The organism is Mycobacterium sp. 236(2023), assembly GCF_029623955.1.
Lineage (GTDB): Bacteria > Actinomycetota > Actinomycetes > Mycobacteriales > Mycobacteriaceae > Mycobacterium.
This window is the reverse complement of sequence record NZ_JARSBP010000008.1, coordinates 186,588-209,178: the sequence shown is the minus strand read 5'-3', so window position 1 is coordinate 209,178 and position 22,591 is coordinate 186,588. Positions and strand designations below refer to the sequence as shown.

19 protein-coding genes are annotated in these 22,591 nt (G+C 65.9%); 9 read left to right on the top strand and 10 right to left on the bottom strand.

The genetic code is table 11. From position 1 onward, the window contains the following. The first annotated feature begins 16 nt into the window (after positions 1-16). Both P9A17_RS27655 and P9A17_RS27650 read left to right on the top strand, forming a co-directional pair. Positions 17-826, top strand: coding sequence for a class I SAM-dependent methyltransferase (locus P9A17_RS27655; RefSeq protein ID WP_278042045.1), 810 nt, complete (start codon positions 17-19; stop codon positions 824-826). Positions 827-835: 9 nt separating this feature from the next. Then, entirely contained in the window at positions 836-2,218 is a 1,383-nt protein-coding gene (locus P9A17_RS27650) for an FAD-dependent oxidoreductase (protein WP_278041965.1), read from the top strand. Here the strand turns inward: P9A17_RS27650 and P9A17_RS27645 are convergent. Then, a complete protein-coding gene (locus tag P9A17_RS27645) occupies positions 2,184-3,785 on the bottom strand; it encodes a hypothetical protein (RefSeq protein WP_278041964.1) in 1,602 nt (533 codons plus the stop codon). The two genes, P9A17_RS27650 and P9A17_RS27645, sit on opposite strands and share 35 nt — an antisense overlap. Before the next feature lie 132 nt (positions 3,786-3,917). On the opposite strand from P9A17_RS27645, the gene P9A17_RS27640 reads away from it, so the two are divergent. The 3 genes from P9A17_RS27640 (at position 3,918) to P9A17_RS27630 (ending at position 5,835) form a co-directional block, all read left to right on the top strand. Beyond that, positions 3,918-4,292 (top strand): DUF427 domain-containing protein, encoded by a 375-nt coding sequence (locus P9A17_RS27640; RefSeq protein WP_278041963.1) that lies wholly within the window; start codon positions 3,918-3,920, stop codon positions 4,290-4,292. A gap of 9 nt (positions 4,293-4,301) precedes the next feature. Beyond that, positions 4,302-5,213, top strand: coding sequence for a DNA-3-methyladenine glycosylase 2 family protein (locus P9A17_RS27635; RefSeq protein WP_278041962.1), 912 nt, complete (start codon positions 4,302-4,304; stop codon positions 5,211-5,213). A 79-nt stretch (positions 5,214-5,292) separates the two neighbouring features. Continuing rightward, positions 5,293-5,835: a DNA starvation/stationary phase protection protein gene (locus P9A17_RS27630; RefSeq protein WP_278041961.1), complete on the top strand. Its 543-nt coding sequence runs from the start codon at positions 5,293-5,295 to the stop codon at positions 5,833-5,835. An 82-nt stretch (positions 5,836-5,917) separates the two neighbouring features. Here the strand turns inward: P9A17_RS27630 and P9A17_RS27625 are convergent, their stop codons facing one another. Continuing rightward, the gene (locus tag P9A17_RS27625) at positions 5,918-6,721 is read right to left on the bottom strand and encodes a PaaI family thioesterase (RefSeq protein WP_278041960.1); all 804 of its coding nucleotides are present in this window, start codon (positions 6,719-6,721) and stop codon (positions 5,918-5,920) included. Positions 6,722-7,319: 598 nt separating this feature from the next. Between P9A17_RS27625 and gltB the strand changes: the two genes are divergently transcribed. Next, positions 7,320-11,921 carry a glutamate synthase large subunit gene (gene gltB / locus P9A17_RS27620; RefSeq protein ID WP_278041959.1) on the top strand — a complete coding sequence of 1,534 codons (4,602 nt, stop codon included), beginning with the start codon at positions 7,320-7,322 and terminating at the stop codon, positions 11,919-11,921. Continuing rightward, complete coding sequence (locus P9A17_RS27615) at positions 11,914-13,380, top strand: glutamate synthase subunit beta (RefSeq protein WP_278041958.1); 1,467 nt, start codon at positions 11,914-11,916, stop codon at positions 13,378-13,380. Before gltB ends, P9A17_RS27615 begins: the two co-directional genes overlap by 8 nt. 523 nt (positions 13,381-13,903) lie before the next feature. Here the strand turns inward: P9A17_RS27615 and P9A17_RS27610 are convergent. Further along, the gene (locus P9A17_RS27610) at positions 13,904-14,764 is read right to left on the bottom strand and encodes an LLM class F420-dependent oxidoreductase (protein ID WP_278041957.1); all 861 of its coding nucleotides are present in this window, start codon (positions 14,762-14,764) and stop codon (positions 13,904-13,906) included. 71 nt (positions 14,765-14,835) lie between these two features. On the opposite strand from P9A17_RS27610, the gene P9A17_RS27605 reads away from it, so the two are divergent. After that, complete coding sequence (locus tag P9A17_RS27605; RefSeq protein WP_278041956.1) at positions 14,836-15,405, top strand: TIGR03086 family metal-binding protein; 570 nt, start codon at positions 14,836-14,838, stop codon at positions 15,403-15,405. Here P9A17_RS27605 and P9A17_RS27600 read toward each other — a convergent pair. Genes P9A17_RS27600 through P9A17_RS27585 form a run of 4 tightly spaced genes read right to left on the bottom strand, consistent with a single transcriptional unit; the run spans position 15,398 to position 18,756 of the window. Then, positions 15,398-16,798, bottom strand: a complete 1,401-nt coding sequence (locus P9A17_RS27600; protein ID WP_278041955.1) for a hypothetical protein — start codon at positions 16,796-16,798, stop codon at positions 15,398-15,400. The genes P9A17_RS27605 and P9A17_RS27600 overlap by 8 nt on opposite strands. Before the next feature lie 32 nt (positions 16,799-16,830). After that, complete coding sequence (locus tag P9A17_RS27595) at positions 16,831-17,301, bottom strand: YbaB/EbfC family DNA-binding protein (RefSeq protein ID WP_278041954.1); 471 nt, start codon at positions 17,299-17,301, stop codon at positions 16,831-16,833. Continuing rightward, the gene (locus tag P9A17_RS27590; protein WP_278041953.1) at positions 17,298-17,624 is read right to left on the bottom strand and encodes an ESX-1 secretion-associated protein; all 327 of its coding nucleotides are present in this window, start codon (positions 17,622-17,624) and stop codon (positions 17,298-17,300) included. The genes P9A17_RS27595 and P9A17_RS27590 overlap by 4 nt, the downstream gene beginning before the upstream one ends. Beyond that, positions 17,611-18,756, bottom strand: coding sequence for an EspA/EspE family type VII secretion system effector (locus P9A17_RS27585; RefSeq protein ID WP_278041952.1), 1,146 nt, complete (start codon positions 18,754-18,756; stop codon positions 17,611-17,613). The genes P9A17_RS27590 and P9A17_RS27585 overlap by 14 nt, the downstream gene beginning before the upstream one ends. A 91-nt stretch (positions 18,757-18,847) precedes the next feature. Here P9A17_RS27585 and P9A17_RS27580 point away from each other — a divergent pair, with 91 nt between their 5' ends. After that, positions 18,848-19,852 carry a PHP domain-containing protein gene (locus P9A17_RS27580; RefSeq protein ID WP_278041951.1) on the top strand — a complete coding sequence of 335 codons (1,005 nt, stop codon included), beginning with the start codon at positions 18,848-18,850 and terminating at the stop codon, positions 19,850-19,852. Here P9A17_RS27580 and P9A17_RS27575 read toward each other — a convergent pair. Genes P9A17_RS27575 through P9A17_RS27565 form a run of 3 tightly spaced genes read right to left on the bottom strand, consistent with a single transcriptional unit; the run spans position 19,849 to position 22,588 of the window. Then, complete coding sequence (locus P9A17_RS27575; RefSeq protein ID WP_278041950.1) at positions 19,849-20,664, bottom strand: TIGR03620 family F420-dependent LLM class oxidoreductase; 816 nt, start codon at positions 20,662-20,664, stop codon at positions 19,849-19,851. The genes P9A17_RS27580 and P9A17_RS27575 overlap by 4 nt on opposite strands. A 46-nt stretch (positions 20,665-20,710) precedes the next feature. Further along, a complete protein-coding gene (gene dinB / locus P9A17_RS27570) occupies positions 20,711-21,922 on the bottom strand; it encodes a DNA polymerase IV (protein WP_278041949.1) in 1,212 nt (403 codons plus the stop codon). Positions 21,923-21,946: 24 nt separating this feature from the next. Next, on the bottom strand, positions 21,947-22,588 hold the full coding sequence (locus tag P9A17_RS27565) for a TetR/AcrR family transcriptional regulator (protein ID WP_278041948.1): 642 nt from the start codon (positions 22,586-22,588) through the stop codon (positions 21,947-21,949). Between the last annotated feature and the right edge of the window lie 3 nt (positions 22,589-22,591).

Below are 22,591 nucleotides of genomic sequence, written 5' to 3'. Positions count from 1 at the left end.
AGGGGTGAGCGACAAACTGCGCGTCGACCTGCACGGCGCCCCGCAGACCATGCTCGCCACGCTTTACGCGAAGGCGCTCGACGCCGACGAGCCCGATTCGTTGCTGAACGACACCTGGGCCCGCGACATCGTCGCACAGATCGACTACGACTGGTCGGCCACCACGATCACCCGGCGCACCGCCCCGTCGGTCACCATCCGGTCGGCCCATTTCGATTCGTGGACAAAGGAATTCCTCGCAGCGAACAGGAACGCCGTGGTGCTTCACGCTGGGTGCGGTCTCGACAGCCGGTACTTCCGTATCCAGCCCGGCGACGGCGTCGACTGGTACGACATCGACTACCCCGAGGTGATCGCCCTGCGGCGACGTTTCTACCCGAAGACGCCGGGAAACCATGTGATCGCGGCGTCGGCCACCGACCCGGCGTGGCTTTCCGAGATCCCCGACGACCGACCCGCCCTGCTGATCGGGGAAGGGCTGACGATGTATCTCACCAAAGCCGACGGGCTGGCCCTGCTGCGGCGGGTGGTCGGCCGATTCCCGTCGGGCGAATTGCAGTTCGACGCGTTCAACTGGCTGGGCATCAAAGCCCAGTGGACCAACTCCGTCGTCCGCCGGTCGGGCTCGACCCTGCACTGGGCGATCGACGGGCCAGGCGACATCCTCGACAACGTCCCGGGAACCCGTCTCCTGCAATGGGTTCCAGTTTTCGAATCTGACGCCTTCGCCGCGGTTCCCGGCATCTACCGGGCGATGGGTGCGGTGATGAATCGCGTCCCCGGGCTGCGGACCATGTCACAGTTCCACCGCTACGCCTACGGCTAGGCTCATCAGGTGCTCACTCGATCGCCGGTGAACGGCCACGTGTCTCACTGGTTCGACGGAATGCCGATCAGTCGCGGCCCGCTGCCGGGAAGCCGCGACGCCGACGTCTGCATCGTCGGGGCCGGCTACACCGGGCTGTGGACCGCGTACTACCTCAAGCGCGCCGACCCGTCGTTGCGCATCGTGGTGCTCGAAGCGCGGTTCGCCGGCTACGGAGCCTCGGGTCGCAACGGCGGTTGGCTGTCCGGACTGGTCCCCGGCGACCGCGAACGCATGGGGCGCCAGTACGGCCGCGACGGCGTGGTGGCGTGGCAGCGCGAACTCAACGACTCCGTCGACGAGGTCATCGACGTCGCGGCCCGCGAGGGCATCGACGCCGGCATCGTCAAAGGCGGCACGCTGGAGGTCGCCCGCAACGCCGCGCAGGCCAAGCGACTCGCCGCTGCCATGCAAGCCGAACGGAGCTGGCAGGTCGACGGCGTCGAATGGCTCACCAAAGATGAAGCCGCGCAGCGCATTGCACTCGACGGTGTCGTGGCGGCCTACCACAATCCGCACTGCGCGCGGATCCAGCCGGCGCAGTTGGCGCGCGGCCTCGCCGATGCCGTCGAAAATCTCGGCGTCGTCATCTACGAACGGACACCCGTCACCGACATCACGGGCGGTCGCGCGACGACACCCTGGGGCACGGTGAGCGCACCCGTGGTCCTGCGGGCGACCGAGGGATTCACCGCGGCACTTCCCGGCCTCAAACGCCGCTGGCTGCCGATGAACAGCTCGATGATCGCCACCGACCCCATCCCCGAAGACATCTGGGCCGACATCGGGTGGGACGGACGCGAGACGCTCGGCGACACCGCGCACGGCTTCTTCTACGCGCAGCGCACCGTCGACAACCGCATCGCCATCGGCGGCCGCAGCGTCCCCTACCGCTTCGGAAGCCGCACCGACCGCGACGGGCGGGTACCGGAACGCACCATCAGGAACCTGACCGCCACGCTGCACACGATCCTGCCGCAGGTGGGTCAGGTGCCGATCGCCCACGGTTGGTGCGGGGTCCTTGCCGTGCCGCGCGACTGGGAGGCGACCGTCGATTTCGACGAGGCGACCGGACTGGGCTGGGCCGGAGGGTACGTCGGCCACGGTGTCACCGCGACCAACCTCGCGGGGCGCACCCTGACCGATCTCGTCCTCAAGCGCGAGTCGGCGCTGACCCGGCTGCCCTGGGTCGGCCATCAATCCAAGAGCTGGGAGCCCGAACCGTTGCGCTGGATCGGCGTCCGCGGCATGTACGTCGCCTACAAGGCCGCCGACTGGCACGAGGCGCGCGGCACCAAGAGGACATCGCCGATCGCCGTCATAGCGGACAAGATTGCCGGGCGTCCTCACTGACGACGCAGCGGGCGTAGTAGTTGGCGTTGAGCAGGCCGAAGAAGAAATTGAGCACCTGGTCGAAGCCGTTCGGGGCTGGTGCCTGAATCGGCAGCACGCGAGCGGTGGCGACGCCCTTCGTGGTGGGGATGTCGATCTCGACCTCGCCAGGACCGCCGGGTTCGCCGTAGATCCCGGTGCGCGTCGCCGGGTTGTAAACCCGATGGGCGTACATGTCGACCAGCCAGCCCGACGTGAGTACGTGCACCGCCTCGGTGTTCGCCGGCGTCGACGCCCCGAAGAACACGTTGACGATGAGCTGCGGAATCCCGAACAGGATGTTGCTCTGGAAGGCGTCCGAATGCGCGCCCCCGACCAGCTGCACGCCGTTGAACTGGTCCGGCCTCTCCTCGAGGAACACCGCGTTGGCGTTGTTCTTGGAGTTCAACATGTTGGGTTCGGCCGCGATGGTCAGTACCGGGAGTGTGTCGGGCAACTTCTCCAGGCCGTTGGTCAGGGCATTCCCCTCCTTCGCGCCGCCGATCGCGGAGACTTCGTACAGGAGCACGCCGACCATGTCGGATTTGTCGTCCTCGGATGCCGCCTCGTAGTAATAGCCCGCTGCCGCGATGGCCAGCGACGCCCCCGCGGACTGGCCTGCGAACACGAAGTCCTCGGGAAGCGTCCCCTCGTATCCGGCCGCTCTGGCACTGGCGAGCAGAGCCGCGCGGTCTCCCTCGAACAGCCGCGCCACCGCGGCGTGCATCGGTTCACCGCTGGCCGCGCAGGCGTCGCAGGCGAAGATGTTGCTCGTGATCGACGGCGCGACGACGATCGCGTTGTTGCGGACGGCGAGTTGCTGCAGCGTCACGTTGTAGAAGCCGGCACGGGCAGGGAAGCCGTGCTGGAAGTAGATGAACCTGTCGGGTTCCGCCTCGCTGGGGAAATACCAGTCCGCGTCGGCGGTGTAGCCGTCGCCGCAGTCGATATCCAGCCGGGACCGGCCCGCCGTCAGCGTGCTGCCCGGCGGTACCGAAGGGGGACCGTCGACGACCTTCGTCAACAGGTCGAACGCGCCCCAGAAGAACGAGCCGACGACGTTGAGCAACGTGGGCCTGGGTGCTGACGCGGTGGCCAACTCCGTCGTCGATGTGGGCGGCTCGGTCTCGGTGAGCACGGCAGCCACGAGGGAGGGCTTCACGACAGAGGGCTCCTCGACCGGAGCCTCGTCCGCCGCCACCTCTTCGTCTTCGGTGACCGCGACCTCTTCTTCTTCCTCTTCATCGACGGCAACCTCTTCGACGGCAACGGCTTCTTCGTCGGCGTCCCGGTTCTCGGAACCCGGCTCGGCTTCGGTCTCGTCAGCGTCGGTCACGCCGGCATCGGGCTTGTCGACCGGATCGCTGGTTTCGGGGTCGTCGTCGGCGCGCGCCGCCCTCTCGGTGGCGGCCGACGATTTGGTCGTCTGTGCCCGCTCCGCCGACACCCCCTCGTCGGCAGAGGCGATGCCCGCGCCCGCCAGGGTTGCCGCGGATACCCCGGCCGTTAATATTCCCGCGCCCAGCCATGCCGAAATGCGATCTGCCATAACGCCCCCCGTCCCGGTGTCCATAACGTAGGCCGACGCGGCACCGGGTCGCCGAGGTTTGCGTGAACTGAACCGTGAGGCTTTTGTGCAAAGAAAGAAATTGTGTCAGACGCTTAGGCGTTGAATGGTTTCATGACCGATCGACCCGTTCTTGAGCCCACCGCGTCACATCCGATCACCGTCACCCTGACCGGCGCACACGTCGTGGTGCGCGTCAAAGGCGAAATCGTCGCCGAATCGGACGGCGCACTCACCCTGCAGGAATCCAATTACCCAGCAGTGCAATACATTCCGCTGGCCGATATCACGGACGAGCTGCTGCGCCCCAGCGACACCACGTCGTACTGCCCGTACAAGGGCGACGCCTCCTACTTCGACATCGTCGTCAATGGTGACACCATCGCCGATGCGATCTGGACCTACCGGCAGCCCTACCCGGCCGTCGCTGCGATCGCCGGACATGTCGCCTTTTATGCGGACAAGGCTGATGTCGGAGTGGGCACCTAGTCTGGTCTGATGCGCAGTACGGTCAGCGTCGTGTTCGCCGGGCCGGCAAGCCCGGGGCTCACGTTGTCGCCGCTGCGTCGCGGTCGAGGTGACCCCTGCTACCACGTCGCCGCCGACGGTTCGATCTGGCGCACCAGCCTGATGCGGACCGGGCCCGTGACCGCGCGCATCAGCCGCGGCGGCCGTGACAGCGTCGACTGCGAAGCGTGGGGCCCCGGCGCGGCCGAGTTCACCGAGACTCTTCCTGCCCAGTTGGGTGCCGACGACGACGTGACCGGCTTTGCACCCGAGCACCCGACCGTGGCCGCCGCCTTCCGGAAGGCGCCGCACCTGAGGCTGGGCCGCACCGGGCGCGTCGTCGAGGCGCTGGTGCCCGCAATCCTCGAACAGCGTGTCGTCGGCAAGGACGCTTTCGGAGCGTGGCGCAAGCTGGTCACCAAATACGGCGCCCCGGCACCGGGCCCGGCGCCGGCGCATCTGCGCCTGCCTCCGACCGCCGACGCGTGGCGGCGGATCCCGTCGTGGGAGTTCCACCGCGCCAATGTCGACCCGGGCCGGGCCCGCACCATCGTCGGCTGCGTCCAGCGCGCGGATGCGCTGGAACGGTTGGTGGACCGGCCCGCAGAAGCCGCGCGGGAGGCGATGATGTCCCTCCCCGGAGTCGGCATCTGGACGGCCGCCGAAGTTGCCCAGCGCGCTTTCGGCGATGCGGATGCGCTGTCGGTCGGCGACTACCACCTGGCCAAGATCGTGGGCTGGACACTGTTGGGCCATCCGATCGACGACCCACAGATGGTGGAGCTACTGGAGCCGGTGCGGCCCCATCGGTACCGTGTCGTCCGCCTGCTGGAAGTCAGTGGCATGACGGTGAATCCCCGCTTCGGACCAAGGCTTTCCATACCTAAGCTGGCCGATCTGTGACCTCGGCGTCACGCGTGATTACCTCGCCAAGCACCCGGGTACACGGCGCAGGACAGTCGATCGTGCGAAGGAGCTAGTAATGACTGCGTTTACCGTTCCGGGCCTTTCCGACAAGCAAGGGCTCGAAGTCGCAGAGCTGCTGCAAAAGGCGCTCAGCAGGTACAACGACCTGCACCTCACCCTCAAGCATGTCCACTGGAATGTCGTGGGGCCCAACTTCATTGGCGTTCACGAGATGATCGACCCGCAGGTGGAGCTGGTGCGTGGGTACGCCGACGAGGTCGCCGAGCGGATCGCCGCGCTGGGTACCTCACCGAAGGGGACCCCCGGCGCCATCATCAACGACCGCACCTGGGACGACTACTCGGTCAACCGGGACACCGTGCTGGCCCACCTGGCCGCGTTGGATCTCGTCTACGTCGGAGTCATCGAAGACACCCGGAAGAGCATCGAACGCCTCGAAGAGCTCGACCTGGTGTCCCAGGACATGCTGATCGAGCACGCGGGCGAGCTGGAGAAGTTCCAGTGGTTCGTCCGAGCTCACCTGGAGAACTCCGGCGGCGAACTCGCCAACGAGGGGGCAAGCACCGAAAAGGCTGCCGCCTCGAAGGCCAAGAAGTAAGTCCTCGGCTTCCGCCGGGGAGCGCGTCGTCCCCAACCGGGTGGTCGGCGAGCTCCTCGGCGGTTTCCGGGATGAACGCCGGTCAGCGGTAGGCGGTGAGGCGGGCCAGTAGTGCGGTTCGCCCATCGCTGCCGACGGCTTCGGCCTCGGCGACGCCGCTGCTGCGTCCGACGTGGATCGGTTTGGCCCGGTAGTGCGCTTCACCGCCACCGTGGAACGGCCGCAAGAAATTCACGCGCAGCGACGCCGTACGGTACGGATCCTCTGGCACGCCTCTGTTCAGGGCAGCGGACCCGGCCAACTCCAGTCCCATCGACGACACGCCGCCATGTACCGCGCCGACGCTGTTGTTCAACACCGGATCGTCCTGTTGAACCAATGCCGTTGCCGCGCCGCCGGTTTCGCCGACGTGAACGGCCATCAACTCGTCGAGTCGAGTGCCGGGCAGCGATCCGCCGGGCCCCTCCGGCCACGACGCCAGGGTTGAGGGCAGGGTGATGTAAAACGAACGCACCGTGGCCGTCGCGATGACGTCGTCGTCGACGCTGAGTTCGCACAGTCCGAGAGCGGCGATACCTTTGCGGCCGAGCGGCCGGGCGGTGCCGAGGACAGGGACGCCTGACGACGCGGCGACGGCGTCGAGAGCATCCGGCGCCACCTCCAGCGACAGCTCGCTCGACACTGTCCACTCGTTCTCTGCCCTGCGGGCGTGGTTGATCAGGCCACCGATGTGGTCGACAAGCATCGCCAACGGAGCGATCGCCGACAGGCCGGTGAGTGGATTGAGCAAGCCGGCGGCGGGAATGGTCGCCACGCAGCGCTCGCGGCCCTCCTCGAGGGTCTCCAGCCCGAAGCGGCCCAGCGGGGTGTTCAGCGGGTACGGCACCTCTGCAGCTTCCCACGGCGATGATTCCGGTGCTTCCGGCCGGGTCGGCCGCTGCGACACTGCGACGCAAACATCTTGGTGCACAGCATGTTTACGACGTGCCGGCAGCGATGAAGGCGCACGGGGCGATGCCGCCGGGAGTTTGCCGGGGCACCGGGACAGCCCATAGACCTTCTCTAAGAATCCGGAAAGGCTTTGCGCAAATCAGCTGGAAGTCGTCCGTGCACTACAGGGGCTAAAAGCGCCGCGTCCCAGCAAATTCGTTCTGGCCGGCTCCCATGGGTGTGACGAATGCCTCACCCGGCGGGCATCCGCGCCGGGTAGCTGAAAGTGGGTCAGCGGCAACGTTATTCACTTGTTATGTGGAAGCGGCGGGTTTGCGGTCGCAGGTAGGTCGGCGAACTTAGTTAGGTTGGACTAAGTTGGCATGTCAGGACCCTTTTGTCATATCGTTTTCACCACTTGTGGCGCGTGGAAAAAGGGCCGTCGTTCAGTGCTGCACGAAGGCACCCCCTCCGCCAGACCGGCTAACACTCTCGGCATCGGTTGCCGTCCGTAACTTCCACGTCGAGATGTGTGCTCAAAGAGGTAGGTGGGAATGGCGCCCAGTCGTCAGGGCCTTTACAACCCCGCGTTCGAGCACGACTCGTGCGGCGTCGCGATGGTCGCCGATATCCACGGCCGTCGAAGCCGCGACATCGTCGATAAGGCGATCACCGCGCTGCTGAACCTCGAGCACCGCGGCGCCCAGGGCGCCGAACCCAACACCGGTGACGGTGCGGGCATCCTCCTGCAGGTTCCTGACGAGTACTTCCGGGCCGTTGTCGACTTCGAGCTGCCCGAGCCTGGCAGTTACGCCACCGGCATCGCGTTCCTGCCACAGTCCTCCAAGGACGCCGCCGCCGCGTGCGAACAGGTCGAGAAGATCGCGGAGGCCGAAGGGCTGACGGTGCTCGGCTGGCGCGACGTACCTACCGACGATTCCTCGCTCGGCGCGCTCGCGCGTGACGCGATGCCGACGTTCCGCCAGGTGTTCATCGCCGGCGCCGAGGGGATGGAGCTCGAGCGCCGCGCCTACGTCGTGCGCAAGCGCGCCGAACACGAACTCGGCACCAAGGGCCCCGGCCAGGACGGCCCCGGGCGCGAGACCGTGTACTTCCCGAGCCTGTCCGGGCAGACGTTCGTCTACAAGGGCATGCTGACCACCCCGCAGCTGCGGGCGTTCTACCTCGACCTTCAGGACGAGCGGCTCACCAGCGCGCTCGGCATCGTCCACTCGCGCTTCTCGACGAACACGTTCCCGTCGTGGCCGCTGGCCCACCCGTTCCGCCGCGTCGCCCACAACGGTGAGATCAACACCGTCACCGGCAACGAGAACTGGATGAGGGCGCGCGAAGCGCTGATCAAGACGGACGTCTTCGGTTCTGGAGACGACCTCGACAAGATCGTCCCCGTCTGTACGCCGGGCGCTTCGGACACCGCACGCTTCGACGAGGTCCTTGAGCTTCTGCATCTGGGCGGCCGCAGCCTGCCCCACGCCGTGCTGATGATGATCCCGGAAGCGTGGGAGCGGCACGAGTCGATGGACCCCGCGCGGCGGGCGTTCTACCAGTACCACTCCTCGCTGATGGAGCCGTGGGACGGCCCCGCCTCGGTGTGCTTCACCGACGGCACCGTCATCGGCGCCGTGCTCGACCGCAACGGCCTGCGCCCGTCGCGGATCTGGGTCACCAACGACGGCCTCGTGGTCATGGCGTCCGAAGCCGGCGTCCTCGACCTCGACCCGAGCACCGTCGTCAAGAAGATGCGTCTGCAGCCGGGCCGGATGTTTCTCGTCGACACCGCGCAGGGACGCATCGTGTCCGACGAGGAGATCAAGGCGCAGCTCGCCGACGAGCAGCCCTACCAGGAATGGCTCGACGCCGGCCTGTTCCACCTCGACGAGCTGCCGCAGGGCGACTACAAGCGGATGCCGCACCACCGCGTGGTGCTGCGCCAGCAGATCTTCGGTTACACCTACGAGGAACTGAACCTGCTCGTCGCGCCGATGGCCCGCACCGGTGCCGAAGCGCTGGGCTCGATGGGCACCGACACCCCCATCGCCGTCCTGTCGGCGCGGCCGCGGATGTTCTACGACTACTTCCAGCAGCTGTTCGCCCAGGTCACCAACCCGCCGCTCGATGCGATCCGCGAAGAGGTCGTGACCAGCCTCTCCGGCACCGTCGGCCCCGAGGGCGACCTGCTGAACCCGAACGCCGACTCGTGCCGCCAGATCATCCTGTCGAACCCGATCCTGCGCAACGCCGAGCTGTCCAAGCTCATGTGCGTCGACCCCGATCACGAGATCCGCGGACACAAGCACGGCCTGCGCGCCGCCGTCATCCGCTGCCTGTACCCCGTCAACCGGGGCGGCCAGGGGCTCAAAGAGGCACTCGACAACGTCCGCGCGAAGGTGTCGTCCGCGATCCGCGACGGCGCCCGCATCATCGTGCTGTCCGACCGCGAGTCCGACGAGTCGATGGCCCCCATCCCGTCGCTGCTGAGCGTTTCGGCGGTGCACCACCACCTCGTCCGGGACCGCACCCGCACCCAGGTCGGCCTCGTCGTCGAGGCCGGCGACGCCCGCGAGGTGCACCACATGGCGGCCCTCGTCGGATTCGGCGCGGCCGCGATCAACCCGTACATGGCGTTCGAATCGATCGAGGACATGTGCGATCGCGGTGTCATCGCCGACATCTCCAGCGATCAAGCCAAGGCCAACTACGTCAAGGCCGCAGGCAAGGGCGTGCTGAAGGTGATGTCCAAGATGGGCATCTCCACGCTGGCGTCCTACACCGGCGCACAGTTGTTCCAGGCCATCGGCATCAGCCAGAAGGTGCTCGACGAGTACTTCAGCGGGCTGGCCTGCCCGGTCGGCGGGATCGACCTCGACGACATCGCCGACGACATCTCGGCCCGCCACGCGCTGGCCTACCTTGACCGCCCCGACGAGTGGGCACACCGCGAGCTCGAGGTCGGCGGCGAGTACCAGTGGCGCCGCGAGGGCGAGTATCACCTGTTCAACCCGGACACGGTGTTCAAGCTGCAGCACGCAACCCGCACCGGCCAGTACTCGATCTTCAAGGAGTACACGCAGCTGGTCGATGATCAGAGCGAGCGCATGGCCTCGCTGCGCGGGCTGCTGAAGTTCCGCGACGGCGAGCGTCCTCCGGTGCCGATCGAGGAGGTCGAGCCGGCCACCGAGATCGTCAAGCGATTCTCGACAGGTGCGATGAGCTACGGCTCGATCTCCGCAGAAGCCCACGAGACCCTCGCCATCGCGATGAATCGCCTTGGCGGACGGTCGAACTCCGGCGAGGGCGGCGAGAACGTCAACCGCTTCGAGTATGACGAGAACGGTGACTGGCGGCGCAGCGCCATCAAGCAGGTGGCGTCGGGCCGGTTCGGTGTGACGTCGCACTACCTGACGAACTGCACCGACATCCAGATCAAGATGGCCCAGGGCGCGAAACCTGGTGAGGGCGGCCAGCTTCCGGGGCACAAGGTGTACCCGTGGGTGGCCGAGGTGCGTCACTCGACGCCGGGCGTCGGTCTGATCTCGCCACCGCCCCACCACGACATCTACTCGATCGAGGATCTGGCGCAGCTGATCCACGACCTGAAGAACGCCAACCCGCAGGCGCGCGTCCACGTGAAGCTGGTCTCGGAAAACGGTGTCGGCACGGTCGCGGCAGGTGTGTCCAAGGCGCACGCCGACGTCGTGCTGATCTCCGGCCACGACGGTGGCACCGGTGCGACGCCGCTGACGTCGATGAAGCACGCAGGCGCGCCATGGGAGCTCGGCCTTGCCGAGACCCAGCAGACGTTGCTGCTCAACGGACTTCGCGACAGGATCGTCGTGCAGGTCGACGGTCAGCTCAAGACGGGCCGCGACGTCGTGGTCGCCGCGCTGCTCGGTGCCGAGGAATTCGGTTTCGCGACAGCGCCTCTGGTGGTGGCGGGCTGCATCATGATGCGCGTCTGCCACCTCGACACCTGCCCCGTCGGCGTGGCCACCCAGAACCCGTTGCTGCGCCAGCGCTTCAACGGCAAGCCCGAGTTCGTCGAGAACTTCTTCCTCTTCATCGCCGAAGAAGTCCGGGAACTCATGGCGCAGTTGGGCTTCCGCACCGTCAACGAGATGGTCGGACAGGTCGCCGCGCTGGACACCACGCAGGCCGCCGAGCACTGGAAGGCGCACAAGCTCGACCTCGCGCCTGTCCTGCACGAGCCCGAGTCGGCGTTCATGAACCAGGATCTGTACTGCAGCTCCCGTCAGGATCACGGCCTCGACAAGGCGCTCGATCAGCAGCTCATCACCCAGAGCCGCGAGGCGATCGACCACGGGACCCCGGTGCGTTTCTCGACGACCATCGCGAACGTCAACCGCACGGTCGGCACGATGCTGGGCCACGAGGTCACCAAGGCCTATGGCGGCCAGGGACTTCCGGACGGCACCATCGACATCACGTTCAACGGTTCGGCGGGTAACAGCTTCGGCGCGTTCGTCCCCAAGGGCATCACGCTGCGGGTGTACGGCGACGCCAACGACTACGTCGGCAAGGGACTGTCGGGCGGGCGGGTCGTGGTGCGGCCACCCGAGGGCGCGCCCGAGGACTATGCGGCCGAGGACAACATCATCGCCGGCAACGTGGTGCTCTTCGGCGCCACCAGCGGGCAGATGTTCCTCCGCGGACAGGTGGGCGAGCGCTTCGCCGTCCGCAACTCCGGCGCCCACGCAGTGGTCGAGGGTGTCGGCGACCACGGTTGCGAGTACATGACCGGCGGACGAGTCGTCATCCTCGGCCAGACCGGCCGCAACTTCGCCGCGGGAATGTCGGGCGGCATCGGCTACGTCTACGACCCGAGCGATGTCCTCGCCGACAACCTCAACGCAGAGATGGTCGCGATCGAGGACATGGGCGGTAGTGACTCCGAGGACGCTGTTTTCGTTCACGACATGATCCAGGCGCACGTCGATGCCACCGATTCCCCGGTGGGACAGCGGATCCTGGCCGATTGGAGCCAAGAGTTGAGCAACTTCAAGAAGGTCATGCCGCGCGACTACAAGCGGGTGCTGCAGGCGATCGCGGACGCGGAAGCCAAGGGTGCCGACGAGAACGGCGTTGCCGAGGCGATCATGGCGGCCGCAAATGGCTGACCCGCGCGGATTCCTGAAGAACACCCACCGCGAGACGCCGCAGCGCCGTCCGGTCGACCTTCGCCTCAAGGACTGGAAAGAGGTCTACGAGGAGTTCTCCGAGGACACCCTCAAGTCGCAGGCCGGGCGCTGCATGGATTGCGGTATCCCGTTCTGCCACAACGGTTGCCCGTTGGGGAACCTGATCCCGGAGTGGAACGACCTGGTTCGCACCGACCGTTGGCGCGACGCCATCGAGCGGCTGCACGCGACCAACAACTTCCCGGAGTTCACCGGTCGGCTGTGTCCCGCTCCGTGCGAGGGGTCCTGTGTGCTGGGCATCAACCAGGACCCGGTGACCATCAAGCAGGTCGAGGTCGAGATCATCGACAACGCCTTCGACGAGGGCTGGGTCGTCCCGCTACCCCCGACCAAGCTGACCGGCAAGTCCGTTGCCGTGGTCGGCTCAGGGCCTGCGGGTCTGGCTGCGGCGCAACAGCTCACGCGCGCGGGCCACAAGGTGACGGTGTTCGAGCGCGACGACCGCATCGGTGGTCTGCTGCGCTACGGCATCCCGGAGTTCAAGATGGAGAAGCGCCACATCGACCGGCGCCTCGAGCAGATGCGCGCGGAGGGAACGGAATTCCGCGTCGGCGTGAACGTCGGCGTGGATATCACGGCGGCACAGCTGCGTTCGGAGTTCGACGCGGTGGTGCTCGCCGGCGGCGCGACGGCGCGCCGTGACCTGCCGATCCCCGGGCGCGACCTGGACGGCATCCATCAGGCGATGGAATTCCTGCCTTGGGCCAACCGCGTCCAGCTCGGTGACGACGTTCTCGACGAGAACGGCGAGCCGCCGATCACCGCCAAGGACAAGAAGGTCATCATCATCGGCGGTGGCGACACCGGCGCCGACTGCCTGGGCACGTCGCACCGCCAGGGCGCGGCCAGCGTGCACCAGTTCGAGATCATGCCGCGGCCGCCGGAGACGCGCGCCGACTCGACCCCATGGCCGACCTACCCGCTGATGTACCGCGTCACCTCGGCCCACGAAGAGGGCGGCGAACGGGTCTACTCCGTCAACACCGAGGAGTTTTACGGCGAGGATGGGCGGGTGAAGGGCCTCCGCGGCTGTGAGGTCGAGATGAAGGCCGGCAAGTTCGAGAAGGTCGAGGGATCGGACTTCGACATGGACGCCGAACTGGTGCTGCTGGCGATGGGCTTCACGGGACCCGAGCGTGAGGGGCTGCTGACCGACCTCGGCGTCGAGATCAACGAGCGTGGCAACGTCGGGCGCGATTCGGCGTTCGCGACGTCTGTGCCCGGTGTCTACGTTGCCGGCGACATGGGTCGCGGGCAGTCGCTGATCGTGTGGGCCATCGCGGAGGGCCGTGCGGCCGCAGCCGCGGTGGACAAGCATCTGATGGGTGCCTCGGCGCTGCCGGCGCCGATCAAGCCCACGGCTGTGCCTCAGCGCTAGCGCGTCGTCGCGAAACCGCACCCACGGTAGGAGCTCGTCGGGTTCCACCACTGTGGCGGCGGCTTCGCGAGTTGTGGTGCTCGTCACTCCTTGCGGTGTCGGTCGTCCACTGCCGGTGATCTTGATATCTCAGAAGCATCTCGCGAAGTCACATCTGTCACTCCAGTCCCAACAAAAACATCCGATCATTAATCGGCGTGCCTCCATGAGTTTGCCGAGAGGCAGGTATCTAATGACTTGGTGAGAGGGCTGGGGTAACGTAGCTTCCCGGTTCAGCTATTGCACACCGCAGGAGTAATCGCCATGTACATCACCCCGATTACCCGGACACGGGTGGGTCGAATCGCCTGGACATTGTTCCGTCACCCGGTCAAGAGCCGCGAGTTTCCCGCGAAAGCCGAGCGGTTGATCACCGCCGACGAACTCATTCGTTACGGCGTCTAGCGAACTCTCGACCGGCTGGTTACGCCCCGACCTCGGCGTGTGACCGGATGTTTGCTTAACCGTTATCGTTTCGTGATCGTCATTGGTCTTTGCTGCCGAGCAGGCCGCATGCCCTGATCTTGTCGGCCAACGGCTCCAAAACGGCGGGATCGTAGGGCGGCGGCAAATAGATGATCGCGAGATCCAGGCCTTCTGCTCCCAGTCCGGCGGCCTCCGCGACCACCTTGTCGAGATCATGGTCCTCGCCGAGGCGCACATGAGCGGACAGCATGATCTCCTTCGGGTCGCGGCCGATGTCCGCGCAGTGCCCGGCGAGGACATCGCGCTTACGGGCGAACTCCTCAGGGGTGCCGCCGACGAAATTCCAGTGATCGGCGTACTGCGCGGTGATCCGCAACGTCCGCTTCTCGCCGCTACCGCCGATGCAGATCGGGGGATGAGGCTGCTGCGGACCTTTGGGCTCGTTGCGCGCGTCCTTGAGCTGATAGAACTTGCCGTCGAACGTCGTCGTCTCCTGGCTCAGTAAGCCCTTGAGAATCTGGCAGGCTTCCTCGAACCGGTCGAACCGCTCTTTGATGCTGCCCAGTTCGATGCCGTACGCCCCGGACTCCTCCTCGTTCCAGCCCGCGCCGATACCGAGTTCGAGGCGGCCATTGGAAACGATGTCGAGCGCGGAAGCCATGTTGGCGAGCACCGCGGGGTGGCGATAGTGGATGCCGGTGACGAGCACTCCGACCCGGAGGCGCGTGGTGGCCTGGGCGAGGGCGGTGAGGGTGACCCAGCCTTCGAGGCAGGGACCCTTCGAGTCGGAGAAGATCGGATAGAAGTGGTCGAAGGTCCAGCCCGACTCGAAGACATCGATGTCGTCGGCGACTTTCCAGATGCCGAGCATGTCGGACCACGTGGTGTTCTGAGGGGAGGTTTTGAAGGCGAATCGCACGCCTTCCAAGGCTAGTCCCGTTTCCTGAATTCCTGCGATGAGTTCTTCCCGGCACCCGGGTCAGTACCGACATGATCGATATGACCGCGGCGTGCGAAGGCACAGCCAAACTGCTCGGCCAGGTGAGCGACGATCAACTGGCTGCGGCCACCCCGTGTGGCGGTATGAACCTGGGTGCGCTGATCGCCCACATCGGCGGGCTCTCTTTGGCCTTCGATGCGGCCGCCCGGAAAGAGTTCGGGGAGCTGACCGACACCCCGCCGGAAATGGGCGACGGCCCTGACACGAACTGGCGCACGGCCTACCCGGAGTATCTCGCCGGCCTGGCCGACGCGTGGCGTGAGCCCGCGGCGTGGGAAGGAATGTCTCGGGCTGGCGGCGTCGACTTCCCGGCCGATGTCGGCGGGATGATCGCGCTGACGGAAGTTGTGGTGCACGGGTGGGACGTCGCCGTCTCGGCCGGGTTGAGCTACGACGTGCCGGACGAGACATTGGCCGCCGTGCAGGAGCACGTCGCCTCGTTCTCCGGAGGTGAGCCCATCGAGGGCCTATTCGGGGCAGCGGTCCCGGTGCCCGAAGACGCTCCGCTGATGGACCGCGTGGTCGCACTGACCGGCCGGGATCCAGCCTGGACTAGCTAGGCGCGACGAGGGACATCAATTCCGTTCCATCATCGGACAATTGGATGAGCGTGGTGTTGATCCGCCATACGTCACGGAACGAACCCGGCGGAGAGCTGATCGTCCACAGGCGCTCGCAGGTGTCGAAATCCGTTGCCTCAGTGTCGAGCCCGACGGTCTGATTGCCGTCGGACGTGACAGCGATGCTTTTTCCGTCGTACCCGATGTAGCCAGAGTCCATATCGAGGTTGTTGCAGCGCTTGCCCTTAGCTCCAGTATGGATGTCGTACTGGCCCCATGACCGGGTTGAAGACTCATCGGCGTCGACGATCAGCCGTGATCCCAGCAGGCGGACGGGTGGCTCGGCGGTTTCCGCAAGAAGTCCGCCGTCGGGGGTGAAGAGACGCCATGACTGGTTCTTGATAACAGGCGACTCGAACACAGGAAGCTCGATAGGAATTCCAGTCCTACCGAGGTCCACATCTGTTGTTTTTCTGCCCTCTTCGTCGAAGAGGAGGATCTCGGAGTCTGGGGTCCGCTGACCACGGGGTTGTACCTCAGCGGCAAAGCCGCCCGGGAACAACTGAATGCTCACTATCTCGGATGCATCGGGGATCTCAGGCTCGATCACACGACCGTCGGTGACTGAAAAGAGCGTCCTCTCGAAGGTGTCGTACCCCAGGACTGTCTGGAATGCCAACGGAGGTTGATCGATATCGAGTCCGTTCACGTAGAGGGGCGAAGTATCACCGGCGCCCGGGACAAACCATGTAGGTTCGGCGCGCGGACCGATGCCGTAGATGCCCTCGTCGACGGATTCCGCGACCGCGTAGATGCCGACCTGCTGAACGTTCAGATCGTTTGGCCGCATGGCCAGTTCCGTGGGACCGACGTAGGTGACGGCGCCGGAGTGCGAGTCGATGACCCACGCAGTGCGGTTCTCGAGATCGCTGGTGATGCAGAGCAGCGTATCGGGTCCGTTGAGATAGCAGTGAGGCTCATCCCCGTTCTTGAGTCGCAGGGATGGGAACAATTGTTGCCCTGTCTCCACATTCAAGCCGATGAGCGACCAGACGACTTCAGGATCGTCTCCGCTGGACGCGAGGAGGAACGCTCGCTCACCGATGTTGCCGATAAGCGGCTGGGAATGGACCGGCATCTGGTCGGTGGCGATTCGGGCACCGGGCGCAAGTCCGAGATCATTCGTCGAAATTCTCCAGCCAGGTACAGGCTTTGCCCGCATAGACGATTGCAGGAAGGTCTGATGTGGCGGGGTCCAGTTGTCGGCACGGGCATAGTCGGGAAGGCGACGATCATTGTCGGATTGAACGGACTGTATGCACGATGAAATCCCGACAGCGACAAGAAGAATGACGATAGACAGTGCACCAAAGGCCAAGAACCACAGCGCCACGCGACGCTGAAGCTGTCTGTAATGTTCGAATGTCAATCGGACTCGCTGAAGTAGCGGCTTGCGAAGATTTCTGCACGCGTCTGGTTGACGGACTCCGGTGAGGGGAGGCGTAGCTCGCGTTCGAGAAAACTGTGTATTGCGGCGGGGTCGTGACCGAGCCGTCCCATCAGAGCTGCGATGAGCGCGTGCTGGCCGGCCAGCGCTTGGAGCCGTGACATCGACGCAAGAACGAGGATTTCGTCGGCCAGCATTGATTCGGTCATCGACGTGACGGTCGCGGACAGGCTGACACGCAGGATCTGGCCGTTCATCAGTGCCGTCACGGAAACGGTGCCATCGGGATTGGTCGCCGTGAACAGCAGCGTCTCGACGTTGTCATCGTCCTGGTGCTCCGGCTCGAGAGTGATGCCGTCAAGCACACCAACAGGTTTCGCGTCAACCGAGTATGCGGAGGCGTCAAGCGCATCCAGGTCGCTTTCAATGTCGTCCGGCGCCTCGGTCACGTCTGGCATTCGGAGCTCAGTTTTTGTTTGTTCATGTAGTCGGTGTTCTGGTAGTTGGCCGAAGTGTTCCGGAGCTTCTCTCCAAGTTCGGTGGACACGCGTTGCAAGGCTTGCCCAGCAGATGACCGGCTCGACTCGGCATCGGCCATCGCCGAACTCGTTGCGAAACAGATCAATCCGTGCGTGATTTCGACTCTTCCCGCCACTCCCTGCGCGAATCGGTTTGCGCCGAGAATCTTGTCCGCGGCTGTTTCGTGATGTCCGGCCAACTCGTCGATGTGCTCGGTGACGACCTTGAGGTTCAGATCTTCAATCCTGGTCACGTGTGCTCGCTGTCTGCGGTGGTTCTTTGGCTGTGGTCAGTGGCGCTCGTTCAGTGGTCCGCGCTCCGGCACCCGCCGCGGCGGGTGACAGCGATGAGGGCGCAGGGGCTGACCTGGGTGCCGGTGCTGGTGGCGTTGGAGATGGCAGGGGTGCGGGCCTGGACGGGCTCGACGCCAGAGTGGGTGCGGGTTGCGGCGGCCGTGCGCCGAGGGCCCGGGGCGCCCGACTGGGTGTGCCGAACGGGGTGGCAGGGGGACCGTAAGCAGGATCGAACTCGGGCACCGTGTACTCGCCGGGATTCGAGATCCGGGTGGGTCGCTCAGCCAGGTCGGCCTCTTGAGGCAAGATACCGCCGCCGCATCCCGTGTCGCCGCCCGACGTGTCATCGGCAGCATCGTTGTAGAGCTCGATCCGGGCTCGAACTTCGGCGGCGTTCTCCAACACATTGTTGGCAAGAACCGCCATGGTGCCCAGAGTTGTGCTCATCGCACCGGCTGCGGCCGTCGCGTCGGCGGCCATCTTCGCGGGGATCAGCGGGGGAACGAAGTTCATCCACGAGGTGGCCAACCCGAAGTCATAGAGCGCCTGCGAGGTGTCATCCAGCGTGTTGCGGGCACGGGCGACCTGGCCCGCCTCAGTTTCGAGGATCGACGCGATCTCCGTATCGGCAGCCGACGTGCGCGAGATCCGTCTGCGGTGTTCGTCGTTGGTCGTCTCGTAGACGCGGGCCGCTGCGCCGTCCCAGCGGTCGTCTTTCCTGTTGGCGTCGATCGTCTCGTTCATGGCTCCGTCGAGGCGGATCGCCGATTCCTTGTAGAGGCTTCCGTCTTCGGGCTCGCCGTCGCCGGTCAGTTGTTTCTGACCGTCGATCGCGAGTTGAGCGGCGGCGAGGATCTTCGAGTCTGCGATCTTGGCGATGTTGCCGAGGTATCGCCTCGGAACCTCGCCAAGTGTGACGCCGAGACCTTCCATACCGCTGAGCACATCGGCCACATTCCCGACGACGTTCCTGCCGTCGGTGATGATCCCGTGGACGTCACCTTCTGCGACGTTGCCGATGAGGCTGGGCACGTCCGTCAGCAGTCCTCCGAGGCCTCCGCCGATGTCACTGACGTCTTCCCACACGCCCACTACAGAATCCCTCCCGTGCTGCGACCCTATCAACGGCTCAGAGGGGCTCCCCGCACCAATTTCTCGCGCCGGATCGGGGCACACTGGAGAGATGGACCCGGTCATCGCGCTGCGCCAGATCGCGTACTACAAGGACCGCGCACGCGAAGACCCCCGCCGCGTAATGGCCTACCGCAACGCCGCCGACGTCGTCGAAGCCCTCACCGACGCCCAGCGCGAGAAGCACGGCGCCGCCAACAGCTGGCAGTCACTTCCCAAGATCGGGCCCAAGACGGCCAAGGTCATCGCCCAGGCCTGGGCCGGCGGCGAACCCGACGCCCTCGTCGAACTCCGCGAGACCGCTGCGGACCTCGGCGGCGGCGATATCCGCGCCGCGCTGCGCGGCGACCTTCACGTGCACTCCAACTGGTCTGACGGTTCCGCGCCCATCGAAGAGATGATGATGGCCGCGCGCGACCTCGGCCACGAATACTGCGCCCTCACCGACCACTCGCCGCGCCTGCGCGTCGCCAACGGTCTGTCTCCGGACCGTCTGCGCCAGCAACTCGACGTCATCGACGAGGTCCGCGAAATGGTCGCTCCCATGCGGATTCTCACCGGCATCGAGGTCGACATCCTCGAAGACGGGTCCCTCGACCAGGAAGAGGAACTCCTCGAACGCCTCGACATCGTCGTCGCCAGCGTCCACTCCAAGCTCGCGATGGACGCCCCCGCGATGACCCGCCGCATGCTCAAAGCTGTCGCCAACCCCCACACCGACGTGCTGGGCCACTGCACCGGCCGGCTCGTCACCGGCGGAAGAGGAACGCGACCCGAGTCGAAGTTCGACGCCGAGAAGGTTTTCGGTCTCTGCCGCGACGCCGGCACCGCAGTCGAGATCAACTCCCGTCCCGAGCGCCGTGACCCACCGACCCGTCTGCTGAATCTCGCCATGGAGATCGGCTGCGTGTTCTCGATCGACACCGACTCCCACGCTCCAGGGCAGCTGGAGTTCCTCGGCTACGGCGCGCAGCGCGCGCTCGACGCCGGACTGGAGGCCGAGCGCATCGTCAACACCTGGTCCGCGGACAAGCTACTGGAGTGGACGCGGAGTTAACCGAACTCCGCTGCCAAGAGCCGCGCGGCCGCGGTACCCGTGGGTTGCCTGCCCTCGCCGAGCACGGTCAGGTGGACGTGGTCGGCGCCCGCCGCGTGGAGCCGCTCGGCGTGGTCGACGATCGTCCGAGGTGTACCCCACGCGACCAAGCTGTCGACGAGATGATCGCTGAGACTGTCGATATCGGCACCTGAAAAGCCCTGTCGGATCAGGGATTTCCGATATCCGGCCATCGTCGTCAGGAAGCTCAGCGGCCGCCTGGCAATAGACCGAGCCTGCGCCGCGTCCTCATCGAGGACAACGTACAACCCCACCGACAGCGTCCGATCCGCACCGAGCGTCTGCCGCGCCGCAGCGGTCTGCGCAGGGGTGAACAGCATCGGCATTGCGCCCGCGAACCGTTCGCTGGCTGCGTGCAGTGCGCGAGGGCCCAACGCGGCCAACAACCTTCGGTCTCGCGGCACCGTTTCCAACCCGTCGAGGTAGCCGCCCAGATGTGTGAGGGCCTGCCCCCGGTGTGAGGAGCCAAGGCCAACGACCAGCCTCCCCGGAGTCGTCGCCTCGGCACGCAGGAACATCCGCGACACCTCGGCGCTGCCGAATACATCCGGCGAGATGATCGACGACCCGACGGCGCACGTTGTCGTTGCGCCAAGGAGATCCGTCAAACGCGACAGCCGGTCGAGCTTCCCGCCGTTGATCCACAGCGTGCCGAAGCCCAACCCCTCGATGGTCAAAGCCGTCGCGAGATGGCTGTCATCATCGCGGACGTCGATGGAGAAGCCGTAGCGGCCCAATGGATGTCCAACCATGGAGCTGACCGTACGACCTCAACCATTGTTCAGGTCAATGGCGGTTCTAGTCCGGCAGCATCGGCATCTCCAATCCTGGATCTCGGCCGACCAGCACACCCCGCGTCAGCGCCGCGTTGCCGTAGCGTCCGCGTACCTGGTCGATCGCGAGGTCGATGGTCAGCGAATCCCTGGCTTCGACGGCTTCGGTGAACGGCAGCTCCATCTGTTGGGCGCCGTCGCGGTCGATGTTGGACACCGCGAACCCGACCAGCGTCAGACCACGCTCGGATATCAGAGGCCGCGCTGCGGCGACGAGCTTGCGGGCGGCCGCGAGAATCGTGTCGGTCGACGCCGTCGCCCTCGCCAGGGTATGCGAACGCGTCACACGGCCGAAGTCGTCAAATCTCAAACGCAGCACCACAGTTCGACCCGTACGGTCGGCCTTGCGCATTCTTCTGGTGATCCGGTCGATCAGGTTGACGACGACGGCGTCGACCTCGTCGGCCGTCATCGTGTTGCCTGAGCGCCCCAGCGCCCGTTGCGCACCGACAGATCGCCTGCGCCGCCCCGTGACGACGCGTCGCCGATCGATGTTGTGCGACAACGCAAAAAGCTGGCGTCCCATCGCGCCGCCGACCAATGAGCCGAGCGTCGTCTCACTCAGCTCGGCGACGTCGGCGACCGTCTCGATCCCGTGTGCGCGCAGCTTGTCCGCGGTTTTGGCGCCGACCCCCCACAGCCGCCGCACCGGCAGCGGATGCAGGAACGCCAGCTCACGATCCGGCGGCACTAAGAGCAGCCCATCGGGCTTGGCCTCCTGGCTGGCCACCTTGGCGAGGAACTTCGTGCGCGCGATGCCCACCGTGATCGGCAGACCGACCTCGTCGCGCACCCGTTCGCGCAGCCGAGCGCCGATCTGCACCGGTGTGCCCGACACTCGGCGCAGCCCCGAGACGTCAAGGAACGCCTCGTCGACCGACAGCGGCTCGACGATCGGGCTCGTATCTCGGAACACCTCGAATACCGCATCGCTGGCCTTCGAGTACGCCGACATCCGCGGCGGTACCACGATCGCCTGCGGGCACAGTGCGCGCGCCTGCCTGCCGCCCATCGCCGTGCGGACTCCGTAGGCCTTCGCCTCGTAGCTCGCGGCGAGCACCACGCCCCCGCCGACGAGCACCGGGCGGCCCCGCAGGGACGGGTCGTCGCGCTGCTCGACCGATGCGTAGAACGAGTCGAGATCAGCGTGCAGAATACTGGCGGCCGACACGAACATATGTTCGCATCGCCGTCCGACAGATCAGTCGGTCGAACCGTAGATCGTGGTGGTCCAGACATGGACGAGGTTGTCCAGCACACGATCGTCCGGCAGCGCCGGCTGATGCCCGCCGAACGACGACACCATGACCGCCTCGTTCATCAGGTTCAGCGCCGTCGACAGTTCGCGCGCGGGCAGCGTCACCGGCGCGGCACCGCGTGCGCGCTCCGTTTCGATGACGTCGGTGATGTGGTCGATCCACCGCTGCATCGACATGGCCCACAGGTCCCGCGAGGCAGTGTCCGTCGGCCGGGCGGCCACGGCCGCCGCGCACACGGCCCGGTGGGCGCCGAAGGTCTCGACGAACACGTTGATGCCGGTGCGCCAGATCAAGCGGCGATCTTCGGGCGGATTCTCGATCAGGTGCGTCAGTGCGGCGTCGGCGTCGGCGATGACGCGAGCGAGCAAGCTGTGCAGCACCGCGTCCTTGGACGAGAAGTAGAAGTAGAAGGTCGGCCGCGAGATGCCGGCGCCTTTGGCCAGGTCATCGACAGAAATCTCGGACAGCGGACGCTCGTCGAGAAGTCGTTCCGCGGTCTCCAGAATCGCCAGCTCCCGGTCGTCGCCGGAGGGGCGGGCAGAGCGTCGACCTCGGGTCGACCGGGTCTGGCTGGCGGCAGTCACAGG